Raw genomic sequence first — 15,664 nt, forward strand, 5'->3', positions numbered from 1 at the left:
CGCAAATTGATTTGATTGAATACAATTCATTTTCGAAGGAGACTTGCAACAAAAAATAAAGTCCATTGTTGCCCAATACAGGTTCGGATGTTGACAATAAACACATACCTGTTTGTGCTACAACAATTGGTTAATTGGCTTGTACAGAAATACTAACTAATACCTTTCGTTTAGAATGTGGGGAGCCCCAGATATAACAATATAAGAGACTTCTTTGAGCTAATCGCAATGATTATTGAGCGAATTCGAGCAACTATAAAAGTTACAGCTCATACGTTAGCTGCGCTCCAACAATCACGGAATTCGACCTCTATTATTTAGAATACGAATCACCTTCTCATACTAACCCTCCCCCGTCATTTCCGTTAATGGTCTCCTCGTTCCCAGTACGCATCATGTGTAATGGTTTTATCGTACATTTCTTTTGCGGCGAAATGATACAATCTGTTCCCTCCTACCCGCACTAAAATATATGAGACAACCTTGGCAATTATGCAGGAGAACAAATAACTTTAATCTTCTAATACCACTTGCGCAACGGCATATGCCTCACTATGGCTAATTGAAATAAAAATCTTACTCATTTCAAATCCCGAGACCTGTATCATTGGTGCCCCATTTTCTTGGCGAAGGATTTCAATATCTTGAAAACTCAGCTTTCCTATCCCCGTACCTGCAGCTTTAGCAAATGCTTCCTTTCCCGCAAATCGTCCGGCTAAAAATTCTACTTTTCTAGCTTCACTTTCTAAGGAGAAGAAAATTTCCTGTTCTGAATTGGTAAGTATCCGTTTGATAAATCGGTTATTCTTATTCATACTTTTCTTTATTCGATGTAATTCTGTAATATCAATTCCTATCCCTTGAATCATCCGAACCACCCCTATCATTTTAGCTGTTAAATAGCATATAATTGCAATTGAGCATCGTATTTTAGTAATCTTAGACTAGTTACTGCTATTTTTATCATAACCGACAAGAACGATAGTTCATAACAAAGTAATCACTTTCTGGTTAAGCATTACAATTATGTTTTTTATAGAATGGGGGAAACTCATGTTTTTTCGCACGGAGAGAAGTATTAAGGAATTTATGCAATTCTACCCAATTGTTTCCTGGTTGGTTATCATTCACCTGGCATTATGGGTATTCATTCACTTTTTACAACTGCCTTTGGGATGGGAACTATATACTTGGGGAAGTGGGATCAACTACTTAATTAATCAAGGTGAATATTGGCGACTAGTCACTCCTATATTCCTCCATGTTGATCTAATGCATACACTTTTCAATTCGTTCGCACTCGTATTGTTTGGACCCGCGTTAGAGCAAATGCTTGGACGGTTTAAATTTATCACCGCTTACCTTGGTGCTGGTATTATTGCAAATGTAGGTACCTATTTAATTGGACCTACTGAATTTTATAGTCATGTAGGTGCGTCTGGCGCCATTTATGGAATTTTTGGTATTTATATTTTCATGGTTGCTTTCCGAAAACACCTCATCGACTCTGCTAACTCTCAAATTATTATGACCATTTTTATCATTGGGCTTGTCATGACATTCCTTCAACCCAACATTAACGTTTATGGTCACTTATTTGGTTTTATTGGTGGATTTGCACTGGCTCCTATCGTGTTAGCAAATGTAAGCCCCTATTCACCTTGGAGAAATTATCGTAATCGTTATGAAGAAGATGATGAAATCCAATTTGATCCGAATCGTTGGAACAAAAAAAGGAATACGTCAAAAATTAAGAAGAATATTCTATGGATACTGTTGGGGATCCTCGTCTTATTTGGTCTAATTAGTCGAATTGGACTATTTTAGAACAAAAGCGCAAGCACCCTGTTTTGAGACGTACAGACTGCACTTCCAAGCTAAGAGGAAAGGCTGATCACTAATATAGTGAATCAGCCTTTTTTACGATAAGAATACCAATCCGCGAGTAAATCGACGTCATTTACAGCCAAGTCTTTTAATTTGTAGTGCTTTCCTACACCTAATTTACCAATAATCGAGAGATTTAATGTAGCCAGTTGCTGACTTTTTTGTAGTTTATGTTGCTTTTTTTCATAGGATTGGATTCGCTTATGTACGATAATCATTGTATTTTTACTAAGTACACGGTAACGAATCGTTAATAACTTCTCTTCTGTTCGAAACCCTCCAGCTCGATGACGTAATAAACCAAGGTACAGACTTGCAAGCAGAAGGATTACTGGACCCCAAATGAATTGCGGGTAAAAGTATAAAACAAGTGCAGCAACAATAAAAAATGGAATAACCGATCGAAATAAGTAAAATTTAAGAGCTCGTTTAGGTAACGGGTGTAATTTAGTTCGTTCCGATACATATGTTGGTATAAACTCCTGTAAAAATGCATCGACCTCTTCTCGTTTCATAATTGGAAATAACACGGTAGAAAAATCTTCCCCTTTATCCAAGGAACCCCCAGCTACTTCAGCAAATACAGTTACATATCCTAATGGTTGCCGAATGATACTTTCCTGGACTCCAATTGCCTGTATTCTCTTCAAGGGGATGGTTAGTTGTTTCTTTTCTAACAATCCGCGAGTAATAAAAAGCTCTTCCTTGTTCTTTTGAATTGTAAAATTACCATATTTTATCATGGTACCCGCGATTCCTAGTAGATACAATACAAATAGTACGATGATCGCTAGAACGATTACAATCGAAATCCCGAGTCCGATTACCCATTCAAACGTTTGATTAAAAAATTGATCAGGTAAAAATTGCTCTATTTCAGACAACCCAAACGCCAAAAGAGCTAAAATAACTCCAATACTACCCGAAGTAGAACCGGCGACAAAGAGGCGATTCCATGATATTTGCTTAGATGGCGAATCCAATTCTTCTTGATTACGGGTGAAATCTTCACCACCTTCTCCCTGTTGAACTACTTTTAATTCTCGTCGTAATTGTTCACCCTGCCCAACCGTTACGGCTTTTAACGTAGCTTCAGCTGACATTCCACTACCCGCCGTTTCTATCTGCACCTTCACTAGCTTAAAAATTCGATGAATAACACTGGCAGTTAGATCAATGGATTGTATACGATTTTTAGAGATATATCGTTTCTTTCGGACAATAATTCCGTATTCAATTTGCAGTTCATCATCAACTAAACGATAAGTATAGCGATACCATGATAGTACACTAATCGTTAAAATGATTAGCACCAACCCCGCTACCACTAATAAATAATAAAAAAGATAGTCATCCTTGAAGGAAATAAAACTTATGATAATGACAAAAAGTGCTTCACGAATAGCTTTAATAAAATTAAAAATAATTGCTGCCGGGTGCAATCTTCTCTGTTCAGACATCATCTTCATCCACCCTCGCCAAGCCTGAAATCCTATCTCTCAATTCCGATGCATCCTCTTCTAATAATGCTGGAATTTCATGCGTTGTTGCAGCAGTAGAGATTGTAACACTAGCTAAACGAAACCTTTTTAGAATTGGACCTTGTTTCGTGTCAACGTGTTGTACACGAATCATTGGGACGAGCGTTCTTGATACAATAAGAATCCCATGTTGAATGTAAATTTCTTGTTCAAACACTTCATACCGCCACCTTCTCCATCGAAGTCTAGGAAGTATAAATACAAATAGAATCGTACTTACAACACTAATTACCAACGCAATAAAGATAATCCAAATTGGCCAGGCAAATAGAGAAGTAAGTATACCAATGGTTAAGCTTATTAACCAAAGTACTCCTACTGATAATATCGCGGATATCTTCCAAGCTTTCATTGCATCTTTAGCAACCCTATTTTTAGGCGGTTGCCTCATGACGATCCCTCCAACCTCTATAAAAAGTTTTACATAGAAAAAAGCCCCTTCACTAGGAGCTTTTTTCATGTTGTATATTACTTAGTCGTTATTTCTCCGTTTTTGAAAGTTTCCTTTACGGTTACGTCCGCCACCTTGGTTTCGACCGCCTTGATTGCGTCCACCTTGGTTTCGGCCACCTTGACCTCTTTTGCCAAAGAAACGTTTATTGTTACGACGCTTTTTATTATTGTCCTTCATGTTTTGCGCTTTTTTAACACTAATTGGCGCTACAGAAGAAATTTGTACAGGGACTTCTCTACGCTCTTTTGTTAGCATCTTTAATGCAGCTGCCACAACGGTAATAGAATCATGTTCTTGTAGTAGGGTGTTAGCTGTTTCCCGATACGCTTCTAGATCTTTTCTTTCAATCGTTTTTAGTATTTTTTCTACAGTAATTTGTTGTTGGCCTTGTCTCGCTTCTTGATTCGTAGGTGCAGTCATTCGTTTCATTTTACTTTTAGTAACTTTTTCAATCAAACGAAGATGTGCAATTTCTCTTGGAGTAACAAACGAAATTGCTTCACCCGTTTTTCCAGCTCTACCGGTACGTCCGATACGGTGTACGTAGCTTTCCGGGTCTTGTGGAATGTCAAAGTTATACACATGAGTTACTCCAGAAATATCCAAGCCCCTTGCCGCTACGTCTGTCGCAACCAATACATCAACTCGACCATTTTTAAATTTATTCAATACAGACATACGTTTACCCTGTGTTAAATCACCATGAATCCCTTCTGCACGGAATCCTCTAGCTTGCAACCCTTCTGCAATTTCATCAACACGTTTTTTCGTTCTACTGAAGATAATTGCAAGATCAGGGTTATTGATGTCCAAATGGTTTGTTAACGTATCAAACTTAAATTTCTCAGGGATTTCAACAAAATGTTGTTCGATATTTTCAACAGTCATTTCTTTCGCTTTAACTTTTACTTCTTTTGGTTCTTTCATGAGATTTGTTGCGATATCACGAATTTCTTTTGGCATTGTTGCAGAGAAAAGCAATGTTTGTCTTTCTTCTGGGATGCCTTTCAAGATTTCGCGGATATCATCAATAAAGCCCATGTTCAGCATTTCGTCTGCTTCATCAAGAACAGCAGTTTTAACAAAGTCTGTTCGAATTGTTCTTCTACGGAAGTGATCTAGCAAACGGCCTGGTGTAGCTACCACGATTTGGGGACCATCCTTCAATGAACGAATTTGACGATCCATATGTTGCCCACCATAAACAGGCAAAGAACGTACCCCTTTTATTCTTCCTAATCGATTCAATTCTTCTGCTACTTGAATAGCTAGCTCTCGAGTTGGAGCTACAACTAAACCTTGTACTTTTCGTTGTTTCGGATCAATTTTTTCTATCATCGGAATTCCAAACGCCGCAGTTTTACCTGTTCCTGTTTGTGCTTGTCCGATCACATCATTCCCTTGCATTGCTAGTGGAATTGTTTCCGCCTGTATTGGCGTTGCTTCTTCAAAGCCCATCTTTTCAAGTGATTTCATAATAGGATTTGAAATTTCTAATTCGCTAAATGTTGTCACGCTTTTACTACTCCTTTTTGTTCATTATTCGCCTTAGCGCTTCAAACTTGCCGTGATGCTAAAATCATTAGCTACTAATATGCTGTATATTAAAAAACGTAGGAATAAACTAATATTTACTACCAAGAATAACGTTTAGATAACTTGGCATACGCCAAGCCAGTAGAGGAATGACATTACTCACTTATCAGCAGCGTGCTTTTTGTAAAAAGACATCAACCATAGGTGAAGTAAGCCCCTAATATTCTTTCGTCCCCAGTTAATTGGAGGTTAATAAAAATGTTACTTTTCCGTTATTTTTATACCGAAATTATGTTTCTATTCTCTCCTAAATAGACATTCCGGATATATTTAGCACCGTGGCATACTAATCGTTTTTTTATCATAACACATTCCATATTACAATAGCCACTAGTTATCATATGATTTTTCGCTTTACCATGATAAAATATAGTGTACGCTACATATGACTCGTAGGTAACGTACCTGCTGAAATCGTGGTTGACTTGGTTTGCTTATCCAAAAACAGACTAAGATCAGCTTCATTTACATAAAATTTTTTCTCACAAATATTCATTCTATATATTGTTAAAGGAGAGTTTTTATGAGACTACCTCCAGTTAACCCCTATTTCGCAGTTGCTGTTGGCATTATATCGATTTCTACTTCCGCTATATTTGTGAAGCTTGCTGACCAAGCACCTGCAGCAATTATTGCTAACTATCGACTTCTTTTCGCAGTTATTTTAATGACACCAATCATTATATTTAGATATCGGCAAGAATTTAGGCTGATCCAGAAAAAAGATTGGATACTCTCGGCTTTCGCAGGTGTTTTTCTAGCTTTTCACTTTATTTTCTGGTTTGAGTCTTTAAATTATACATCTGTAGCTAGCTCCGTTGTATTGGTCAGCCTCCAGCCAATTTTCGCCTTTTTAGGGACATACCTTTTCTATAAAGAACGTTTCTCAGCTGGTGCTGTTATAAGTATGATCATCGCCCTTTTAGGAAGTATAATTATTAGTTGGGGTGATTTCCAAATTAGCGGAATGGCTTTATTTGGTGATACTCTCGCGTTATTAGGAGCAATTACCGTTACTGTATATTTTCTTATGGGGCAAACAGCTCGCAAGCGTCTTTCGCTAATGACCTATACATTTATCGTTTATGGCATCAGTAGTATCACCCTTATTATTTATAATTTCGTACTCAACAATTCCTTTGTAGGGTACCCAACAGATCATTGGATCCTTTTTCTAGCATTAGCTATCTTTCCAACATTTCTAGGACATACTTTGTTTAACTGGGCGCTAAAGTGGTTGAGCACAGCTACCATTTCTATGGGAATTGTACTTGAACCAATCGGCGCTTCCATCTTAGCTTATATCATTTTAGGCGAAACTGTTACTTGGTCTCAATGGCTCGGAGGTACGATAGTCATATTCGGATTGTTTTTATTCATTTTAAGCACCACAAGAAAAGCAAAAGTAACTATTTCACATAAAAAATAACAACGGCAAAGGCTACCTTAGAGTCCTTTTTCTAATTTTCTAGAATAAACAAGAAGAACTTTAACATAACTGAACAATCAATCATCCTTTTCGGAAAAGGCATCGATGATCTCACACTATAAAATTAATTACAAACTATTGCAGAAACTGTTATACTTACAATAATTAAGAAGAAGTAGGTGAAGGAATGGAGATGCAATTAATGACTGATGGCGGAGCTGATATCCCCGCACGTCTAGCGAACACTTTAGATATCGTTGTCGTTCCCCTATACTTACATTTTAGTGATGAACAGTATAAAACTGGAGTAACAATTGATTTACCAACTTTTTATAAAAAAATAGAGGAAATGCATGAATTACCTCGTTCCTCAGCTCCGAGCCCAAATGATTTTTATGAAGCATATAAAAAAATTGACGCAAATAAACCAATCATCATGCTTAGTTTGTCAAGAGGTCTTAGCAGCACCTACGAAAACGCTGTGACAGGCAAAGACATGCTTTTGGAAGAAGAACCCGATCGAAAAATTGCCGTGATTAATGCGAAGAGTGCATCCTGTGGACTGGCATTGTTGTTGCACGAAGCAGGTCAGAAAATGAAGGAAGGCTACTCCTTCGATGAGCTATCGGATCATTTACACAAACGAACCGAGCAAACAACAACCTTATTTGTTTTAAAGACCTTAGAAAACCTTGTTCTTGGCGGCCGTTTAGACAAAGTAAAGGGAACGCTCGCAAAAACGTTAAATATAAAGTTATTAATGAAAGCAAGTGATGAAGGCACCATCGAAGTCGCAGAAAAAGTTCGTGGCGACAAGAAATCTATTAGGCGTTTTATCGAGCAAATTGGTGAGTATACTAAAAATGTCGAAGATAAAGTCATTATGATGACTCATTGCAATGCAGAAGAAAGAGCTAAAAAGGTACTTCATGATATAACCAGTAAATATCCATTCAAAGATGCATACTTAACGGAAACAGGGCCGTTAATATCAACCTATGGCGGTGAAGGTGCATTGGTTATTTCATTTTTCAAAGATGCCTAACCCAGATTCCCTTTACTCGAATAGCTTGGTTGTATACAAACAAAATAAAGCCAGTCATATTCGACCGGCTTAGAGTGGGGAGTCTGTTAGTGGAACAGACTCTTCATTCTTTTTCGTTAAAAATTGATAGATCATTCGATTCAGTGTATCCCGATCTTCCCCTAAACAGATAAGATGTCTAGATCGCTCAAAAAACACCACTTCTTTCTTGGAGGAAGGGATTTCTTTATCTAAGTAATAAGCCGTCTTATAAGGCACCATACTATCCATTTGCCCCTGTGCAATAAGTACTGGGGATTTAATTTTCTTCAGATACTTTCTTGTAAACCTTACTAACCTTAGGAACTCAATATTTGCTTTGAAAGGGACGGCACCTAGTTTACGCTTGTAATTTAAGTAAAGTTTATTTTGATTTAAATTACCTTGAATACTGTCTTTAAGAACATCTCCAAAGTCAACCCCCATTTGTTTAAGGGATAAATACTTCCGCGCTGTTGCCAATAAGACTAATTTATCTACTTTGTACTTAGCTGCTAAATACGCCGCAATCATCCCTCCCATCGAAAATCCTATTACATATATTTCATCGTATTTTTCCTTTAAGTGTTTCAATGATTCCTCAGCTGTTTGAATCCAATTTTTATGGGTGACATTATCTAAGGCTAATTGCTTACCATGCCCTGGCAAAGTAGGGACAACAATATGCCAATTCGTTTTCTCCTTTAAATATACTGTTAGTGGTTCTAGCTCATATGGACCACCAGTAAATCCGTGAATAATTAAGCAACCTATCATATTCATTCTCCTTTAGAAAACTAGGCCTATTGTAAAATATACTTAACTTAAGCCTAAGTTTCACTTAACCCAGAGTAGTCTCCTTGAAAAAGTTCACTACTTCTTTTTCCCAGTTCACACGAAAACATACTCTCCATATCCCCCATTTTAAACTCTTTCCACCGATAAAAGAGCTGATTAAACCAACATAATCAGCCCAAACGATATTCATACGACATCTATTTAATTATAGCTAGCGAAAAGTTTTCATAAGATCTCCAAACTGCTTAATAATTGGTTGCACCTGGTGATACGTATTGGCCATTTGTCCAACTGTAGATAGCATTTTATCTATATTAATTTGACCATTTTCATCTTGAAATTGTGATAGTAAGCCATTCGGTGCGTTCGGCTGAGGTTGTGCATTCGAACTTTGATTGGGTTGCATATTCTGATACCAATCAGTTGGTTGCTTCGGTTTAGCAAAATGCTCAAATGGAGTTTGTGAATAATACGGTTCAGCTTGCTGATTATAATTAGTGAACTGCTGACCTGATAATGGGTACTGATAATTCGCATACCTTTGATGGTAGGATGGAGAATGGTTAAAATAAGGCCCAAAATTCATAACACCACACCCCTCTTTCTGCTTTTCTATTTATAGAATATGCAGAATTCAGTGCGATGTGAAAGTGTTATTCAATAGCTAACGCTTTCTTCATTACATTTATTTGTAAACCTAAAATGTACTGACCAGTAGAGCGAATATAAGTAACTGGTGTACCATATATACCAACTTCCTGTAATTCCTTCATATAATCTCGATTTAAGGAAACATTTCTCTGTTCAAAAACAATACCCCAATTATTTAACGTTTTTATTAACTTGTCACAGTAAGCACAATTGTCACTAATATAAACTGTTACGATATTCTCAATCACAGATTAGCCTCCTTGTATTGCCGTACATTAGTACTTACCCTGATTTCTATTATTAAAAACTGGATATTTGTAAATATTGTTGACTACTACATAAAAACATAAAAACAATTCACTAGTGACAATGATACATACAAATCCACGCTCGCTGAGTACATTTTCCTCCTCAACACCTAAAATATAGCTCACTTATAACTAAAATCCAATTATATTAAAAGAAAAAACCATTTATCATTCGGATATAAACTTAAACTTTTAATTATCGATTCCATCAATTAATATAAACAACGTTAGTAAACTATCAATTTTAAAATTTTTAATTATAAAATAATTACACGAAAACCGAATGATACATAATATTGAATACCCTTTCACTAATTTTTTTTGTAAATTTGACGTAAAAATTGTAAATTAGTCTAGCATTTTTCGGAAAAATAGTATTTAATGAGATAGAAAGATAATTTATTCTGTATATTACATAGGAGGGTCAAAATGAAGAAATTATTTGGTTTTGCACTTGTGCTAAGTATTACTCTAGTATTAGCCGCATGTGGTGGAGGTTCTGACGATTCCAGCGGCGATGAGGTAGAACAAGAAACTCCGGATACGATTGTCATGGGATTTGTTCCTTCACAAGATTCTGATACAATTGCTGATACGGTAGAGCCGTTAGCTGATCGTTTAGGCGAAGAACTTGGTATAACTGTTGAAGGTAAAGTTATGGCTAATTACACTGCATTAATTGAAGCAATGGGTTCAAACCAAGTACAAGTTGGATTCATTCCTGCTTTTGGTTATGTTCAAGCACAAGAGCAATATGATGTAGAAGTACTATTAAAATCTATCCGTTATGGTTCTGGAACTTATAAAGCACAATACGTGATACGTGCTGATTCTGGTATTGAGAGTTTCGCAGATTTAGAAGGTAAAATTTGGGCATATGCAGATAAAGGTTCAACTTCTGGATACCTATTCCCTGCAAGTCAATTAATGGAAGAATTTGAATTAGAATCAGCTACAGAATTAGAAAATGATTTCTTCGGTGGTACATTACCATCTGGTGGACATGATAACTCAGCTATCGCAGTTTATGAAGGAGATGCTGATGTAGCGACTACATTTGATGATGTTCGTACAGAATTGGAAGAAGAATATCCAGATGTAATGGAAAAACTAGACATCCTTGATTATACAGCTGAAATTCCAAATGACACCATTTCAGTTACTAAAGAATTAGATGATGAGCTAGTTCAAGAAATTAAAGAGATTTTCCTATCATTTAATGATGATGATGAAATGATTGAAATTATGAATGAAGTATATAATTGGGATGCGATTGACGAAGCTTCTGACGAGGAATATGAAGTAGTTAGACAAACGTATCAAGAATTTAAAGATAATATTGAAATGTAGTATATAAATCTAATTTTATATTCGGAAAGGGGAGGCGGTTTTTACTCCCCTTTTTATTACGTTATACGAGATATTTACAGACAATTAAAATAACAGAATCTAAATGCCTGTAACTGGAGGAAAATTATTATGATTGAATTTAAGAATGTCGGCTTGGTTTATCCGAATGGTACGGAAGGCCTGAAAAATGTAAATGTAAAAATAAACGACGGTGAATTTGTCGTTATTGTGGGTTTATCTGGAGCCGGAAAATCTACGTTTATTCGTAGTATAAACCGCTTGGTTACTCCTACTTCTGGTGAATTATTAGTTGATAGTGAAGATATTCTTGAATACCGTGGCGGAGACCTCCGCAAGCTTCGTACAAAAGTAGGGATGATCTTTCAAAATTACAATCTAGTAAAACGTACGAATGTATTGAAAAATGTTCTTGCAGGTCGTTTAGGTCACACTGGTACACTGCGTTCTATTCTTAACCTCTACAAAAAAGAAGATGTTGGACTGGCCTACGAAAGCTTACAACGTGTCAACATTGCGGATAAACTATATAATCGTGCCGATGAATTAAGTGGTGGTCAACAACAACGTGTTAGTATCGCTAGGGTTCTCACTCAAAAACCTTCCTATATTCTTGCGGATGAACCTGTGGCATCATTAGATCCACCAACATCACATCAAGTAATGACTTATCTGAAAAAGATCAATAAAGAGGATAATATTACTACGATTGTAAACCTTCACTTTATTGACATGGCAATGGAATATGCTGACCGCATCATTGGTATGCGTGCCGGTGAGGTAGTTTTTGACGGTCCTGTTTCTGAGGTATCTGAAAAAACGTTCGAAGAAATTTACGGCCGATCCATACGCGAGGATGACATGGTTGGGGGGGCAGACGAGTCGTGACCAAAAAAGAAGAACAATTGACAATAACTAAAGCCCCTTCTATTTATCCTGCTAAGACAAAGACACAAGTAAGCATTATTCTATTTGCTGTCATTGCTTTTTATCTTTACAGTATGTATAGAGCCCAAGATGAAATGGTCGGCGGGATTGGTAGTGCATTAACAAACATGTGGTCCGTAATGGTGAAGTTCTTTCCGCCAAATTTCAATGTAGTATCTGCTATAATGCCAGCAATGGCTGAAACCATTCAGATGGCTATTATTGCGACAACCGTTGCCGCTATCTTAACCGTGCCGTTAGCTTTACTATCCGCACGTAATATAGCAACGTTTAAACCAATCTATTTTATTTTTAGAACGTTCTTAAACATATTACGTACGATTCCCGATTTAGTCCTTGCTGTACTATTTGTTGGAATGTTTGGTATTGGTGTATTTCCTGGTATTTTAGCACTTATTATTTTTTCATTAGGTATTCTAGCAAAACTTATTAGTGAAACAATAGAAGCCGTTGATATGAACCCACTTGAAGCAATTCGAGCTTCTGGAGGAAATACATTACAAGTTATTTCCTATGGTTTAGTTCCACAAGTTCTACCTCAATTCACTTCATTTGTACTATATGTATTTGAAATTAACATTCGTGCATCTGTTGTACTTGGTCTGGTTGGAGCCGGTGGTATTGGATTAATCCTAGATCAGCAAATTGGATTCTATAATTATCCGAACGCAATGACTATCATCATTGTTATCTTTGTTGTTGTAATTGCGATTGAATATATTAGTAATAAGATTAGGGAGGCGCTTATTTAATGAGTACGTATAATTTACCTCCAAAGCCTGCTAGATCAACATGGAAAAAAATAAAAACAATACTAATCACAGTCGCTGTTATCGCTTTATATGTATGGACGTTTTTAGGTATTAATATTGACTGGGGTAGAGCTATTGAACGAGCAATTAAGAATTTCGGTATCGTGCTACCTAAACTGTTTAGCCCAGATTGGGCAGCACTTGGAGAGGTAAGTGAAAAGATATTGGAAACCATTTTCATTGCCTTTGCAGGTTCACTAATGGCAGCCATATTAGCAATTCCTTTAGGATTTTTGGCTGCACAGAACATGTCAGGAAGTCGTTTTGTATCTGGTATTGGTAAATGGATTTTATCAGGTATCCGCGCTTTCCCAGATCTAATCCTTGCTATTTTATTCGTAGTAGCTGTTGGGCCTAATGCTTTTGCAGGTGTTATGGCAATTGCTATCGGGTCGACTGGAATGTTAGGAAAGCTATACTCCGAGGTAGTCGAATCGATTGATATGAAGGTAGTTGAAGCGATGGAAGCTAGTGGTGCAAACAAAATTCAGATTCTCTTTCATGGAGTACTACCACAAATTATTCCAGAATTTCTATCCTATGCCATTTACCGTTTTGAAGTTGACATCCGCGCATCCTCCATTTTAGGTATTGTTGGTGCAGGTGGTATCGGACTAATGATCATGTTTGCTGCAAGTAACCGTAATTGGAACGAGATGGGATTAATTTTGCTCGCGATCATTGTAGTTGTTACTGTGATCGACTTCTTCTCTGCAAAGATCCGAAGAAAAATTGTATAATCATAGTATCGGAAACGAAATTAAAGCAGTCCTTTAATTTCGTTTCTTTCATAGAGCAATAGTTTCTCGTAACGAAAGGATGTACGCAATTGGTTAAAACAACACTCAAAATTTTATATACAAGCGATGTACATGGTAATGCTATGCCACTTTTATATGGTACAAACGAAAAAGCAGAGTTAGGACTAGCAAAATATGCTACTGTCGTTAACAAAGTTAAAAGCGAAAATGAGCATGTCCTCGTGATTGATAATGGAGACCTTATCCAAGGGACACCATTGATGACACATTATGTAAAAGAACACCATGAAAAAGAAAATCCAATGATTGGTATTATGAATAAAATTGGAATTGATGCGGGAGTAATCGGTAACCATGAATTTAATTTTGGCAAGAAGATATTATTAGATGCCATCGAACAGTCTAATTATCCTTGGTTATCGGCAAATTTATTAGACGCTAAAACGGAGAAGCCAATATTTGGCCCTCCTTATATGATTAAAACAATGGAAAATGGAATAAAAATAGCAATCGTTGGCGTAACAACTCATTATATTCCGAATTGGGAATCCCCGGAACATATAGAAGGTATCGAATTTAAGGATGCCTACGAATCATTAAAAGAATGGGTTGCATACATTCATAAGAATGACCATCCTGACATTTTAATAGCTTCCTACCATGGGGGACTAGAAAGAGACTTGAATACCAGTGAGCCTACAGAACCACTCACCGGGGAGAATCAAGGGTATGAGATGTGTAAAAGGATCGAAGGAATTGATATTCTATTAACAGGCCATCAGCACCGAACGCTTACGGGAAAAATCAATAATGTCCTTGTTACTCAGCCTGGTAATAATGGGAAAATGTATGGAGATATAGATATTGATTTGGAGAGAGTAAATGGCGATTGGGTTATTTTGGATAAGCAAGCGACTATAAAAACAGTGGAAGGGGTCGAAGCCCATCCGGAGGTTTTACAGTATATAAAACCCATCGAAAGCTCTACACAGCAATGGTTAGACCAACCAATAGGTCATATAAACGGGGATATGAAAATAAGTGATCCGTTCCAAGCAAGAGTTAAAAAGCACCCATTTATTGAATTTATTCAAAAAGTTCAAATGGAAGCAAGCGGGGCCGACATTTCTGTGACCGCACTATTAAACAATGATTCAGAGGGATTTGAAACTGTTGTAACAATGCGTGATATAGTCTCCAATTATATGTATCCAAATACACTAGTTGTGCTTGAATTATATGGTTCAGATATCATCCAAGCCTTAGAAAAAAGTGCCGAATACTTTGTTATTAACGAAGACAGAGAGTTATCAGTAAACCTTGCTTATGTTACACCTAAACCACAGCATTATAACTATGATATGTGGGAAGGTATAAACTATACGATCAATGTCTCCAAACCAATAGGCTCTCGTATAGAAAATATCACGTATCATGGTGAGGTGCTTCAAGAGGACTATACATATGAGGTTGTGTTGAACAATTATCGTGCTAGTGGGGGTGGAAACTACGACATGTTTAAAGGAAAACCGGTCGTTAAAGAAATTCAAAAAGACGCTGTTGAGTTAATCCATGCCTACTTTGAAAAGTACAAGACCGTAGAATCCACCATAACGGAGAACTTTAAGGTGAAAATGTAAAACGAAGCTGCCATAACGGTAGCTTCGTTTTTACTTTCTTGAAGTGTTTTCGAAAAGATGCAACTTTTATTATTTCGTAATAGATGTATTATGCGACGTAATGATTTGTTAAATTTGCTTTCAGTAATTGATATATAAAATGAAAGTTCAAACCGCCGCTGCGGAAATTTCACTACGCTTTCCGCGGGCTCGCGATAAGCCTCCTCGCTCACAAAGAACGCTCCCTGTGGGGTCTTATCGTCTTCGCTTTCCCGCAGGAGTCTCCGTGAATTTCCTTCGCTAGTATGAATTTTTTTATCGTTTATATGGTTAAAACAAATACAGTGATTGGAGAGAAGGGCAGTCGACTCCTGCGGGAACAGCACGTGTCCGAAGATCCCGCAGGAAGTGGTTTTTGCTTCCGAGGAA

At 36.9% G+C, this 15,664-nt stretch carries 15 protein-coding genes; 8 read left to right on the forward strand and 7 right to left on the reverse strand.

Annotation, left to right across the window (positions count from 1 at the left end; translation table 11 throughout):
- Positions 1-512 precede the first annotated feature (512 nt).
- Positions 513-869 (reverse strand): holo-ACP synthase, encoded by a 357-nt coding sequence (acpS, locus tag BMX40_RS18735; RefSeq protein ID WP_090872819.1) that lies wholly within the window; start codon positions 867-869, stop codon positions 513-515.
- Positions 870-1,053: 184 nt separating this feature from the next.
- On the opposite strand from acpS, the gene BMX40_RS18740 reads away from it, so the two are divergent.
- A complete protein-coding gene (locus BMX40_RS18740; protein WP_090872821.1) occupies positions 1,054-1,827 on the forward strand; it encodes a rhomboid family intramembrane serine protease in 774 nt (257 codons plus the stop codon).
- Positions 1,828-1,910: 83 nt separating this feature from the next.
- Here BMX40_RS18740 and BMX40_RS18745 read toward each other — a convergent pair whose 3' ends face one another.
- The 3 genes from BMX40_RS18745 to cshA form a co-directional block, all read right to left on the reverse strand.
- Positions 1,911-3,347, reverse strand: coding sequence for a PH domain-containing protein (locus tag BMX40_RS18745; RefSeq protein WP_090872845.1), 1,437 nt, complete (start codon positions 3,345-3,347; stop codon positions 1,911-1,913).
- The gene (locus BMX40_RS18750) at positions 3,340-3,819 is read right to left on the reverse strand and encodes a PH domain-containing protein (protein WP_090872823.1); all 480 of its coding nucleotides are present in this window, start codon (positions 3,817-3,819) and stop codon (positions 3,340-3,342) included. Before BMX40_RS18750 ends, BMX40_RS18745 begins: the two co-directional genes overlap by 8 nt.
- Positions 3,820-3,900: 81 nt before the next feature.
- Complete coding sequence (gene cshA, locus BMX40_RS18755; RefSeq protein ID WP_090872824.1) at positions 3,901-5,397, reverse strand: degradosome RNA helicase CshA; 1,497 nt, start codon at positions 5,395-5,397, stop codon at positions 3,901-3,903.
- Positions 5,398-6,001: 604 nt separating this feature from the next.
- Between cshA and BMX40_RS18760 the strand changes: the two genes are divergently transcribed.
- Positions 6,002-6,907: a DMT family transporter gene (locus tag BMX40_RS18760; RefSeq protein WP_090872826.1), complete on the forward strand. Its 906-nt coding sequence runs from the start codon at positions 6,002-6,004 to the stop codon at positions 6,905-6,907.
- Between the two features lie 187 nt (positions 6,908-7,094).
- Positions 7,095-7,952, forward strand: coding sequence for a DegV family protein (locus BMX40_RS18765; protein ID WP_090872827.1), 858 nt, complete (start codon positions 7,095-7,097; stop codon positions 7,950-7,952).
- 69 nt (positions 7,953-8,021) lie between these two features.
- Here the strand turns inward: BMX40_RS18765 and BMX40_RS18770 are convergent, their stop codons facing one another.
- The 3 genes from BMX40_RS18770 to BMX40_RS18780 form a co-directional block, all read right to left on the reverse strand.
- Positions 8,022-8,747 carry an alpha/beta hydrolase gene (locus BMX40_RS18770; protein ID WP_090872829.1) on the reverse strand — a complete coding sequence of 242 codons (726 nt, stop codon included), beginning with the start codon at positions 8,745-8,747 and terminating at the stop codon, positions 8,022-8,024.
- A gap of 232 nt (positions 8,748-8,979) precedes the next feature.
- The gene (locus BMX40_RS18775) at positions 8,980-9,354 is read right to left on the reverse strand and encodes a YppG family protein (protein ID WP_090872831.1); all 375 of its coding nucleotides are present in this window, start codon (positions 9,352-9,354) and stop codon (positions 8,980-8,982) included.
- A 67-nt stretch (positions 9,355-9,421) separates the two neighbouring features.
- Entirely contained in the window at positions 9,422-9,667 is a 246-nt protein-coding gene (locus tag BMX40_RS18780) for a glutaredoxin family protein (RefSeq protein ID WP_090872833.1), read from the reverse strand.
- A gap of 489 nt (positions 9,668-10,156) precedes the next feature.
- On the opposite strand from BMX40_RS18780, the gene BMX40_RS18785 reads away from it, so the two are divergent.
- The 5 genes from BMX40_RS18785 (at position 10,157) to BMX40_RS18805 (ending at position 15,256) form a co-directional block, all read left to right on the forward strand.
- Positions 10,157-11,077 carry a phosphate/phosphite/phosphonate ABC transporter substrate-binding protein gene (locus tag BMX40_RS18785; protein WP_090872834.1) on the forward strand — a complete coding sequence of 307 codons (921 nt, stop codon included), beginning with the start codon at positions 10,157-10,159 and terminating at the stop codon, positions 11,075-11,077.
- Positions 11,078-11,206: 129 nt separating this feature from the next.
- The gene (gene phnC, locus BMX40_RS18790) at positions 11,207-11,983 is read left to right on the forward strand and encodes a phosphonate ABC transporter ATP-binding protein (RefSeq protein WP_090872836.1); all 777 of its coding nucleotides are present in this window, start codon (positions 11,207-11,209) and stop codon (positions 11,981-11,983) included.
- On the forward strand, positions 11,980-12,795 hold the full coding sequence (gene phnE / locus BMX40_RS18795; RefSeq protein ID WP_090872838.1) for a phosphonate ABC transporter, permease protein PhnE: 816 nt from the start codon (positions 11,980-11,982) through the stop codon (positions 12,793-12,795). The genes phnC and phnE (BMX40_RS18795) overlap by 4 nt, the downstream gene beginning before the upstream one ends.
- Positions 12,795-13,595 carry a phosphonate ABC transporter, permease protein PhnE gene (phnE, locus tag BMX40_RS18800; protein WP_090872839.1) on the forward strand — a complete coding sequence of 267 codons (801 nt, stop codon included), beginning with the start codon at positions 12,795-12,797 and terminating at the stop codon, positions 13,593-13,595. The genes phnE (BMX40_RS18795) and phnE (BMX40_RS18800) overlap by 1 nt, the downstream gene beginning before the upstream one ends.
- An 89-nt stretch (positions 13,596-13,684) precedes the next feature.
- Positions 13,685-15,256 (forward strand): bifunctional metallophosphatase/5'-nucleotidase, encoded by a 1,572-nt coding sequence (locus BMX40_RS18805; RefSeq protein WP_090872841.1) that lies wholly within the window; start codon positions 13,685-13,687, stop codon positions 15,254-15,256.
- The last annotated feature ends 408 nt before the right edge of the window (positions 15,257-15,664 follow it).

The organism is Oceanobacillus limi, from assembly GCF_900111445.1.
In the GTDB taxonomy this organism is placed as follows: domain Bacteria; phylum Bacillota; class Bacilli; order Bacillales; family Amphibacillaceae; genus Ornithinibacillus; species Ornithinibacillus limi.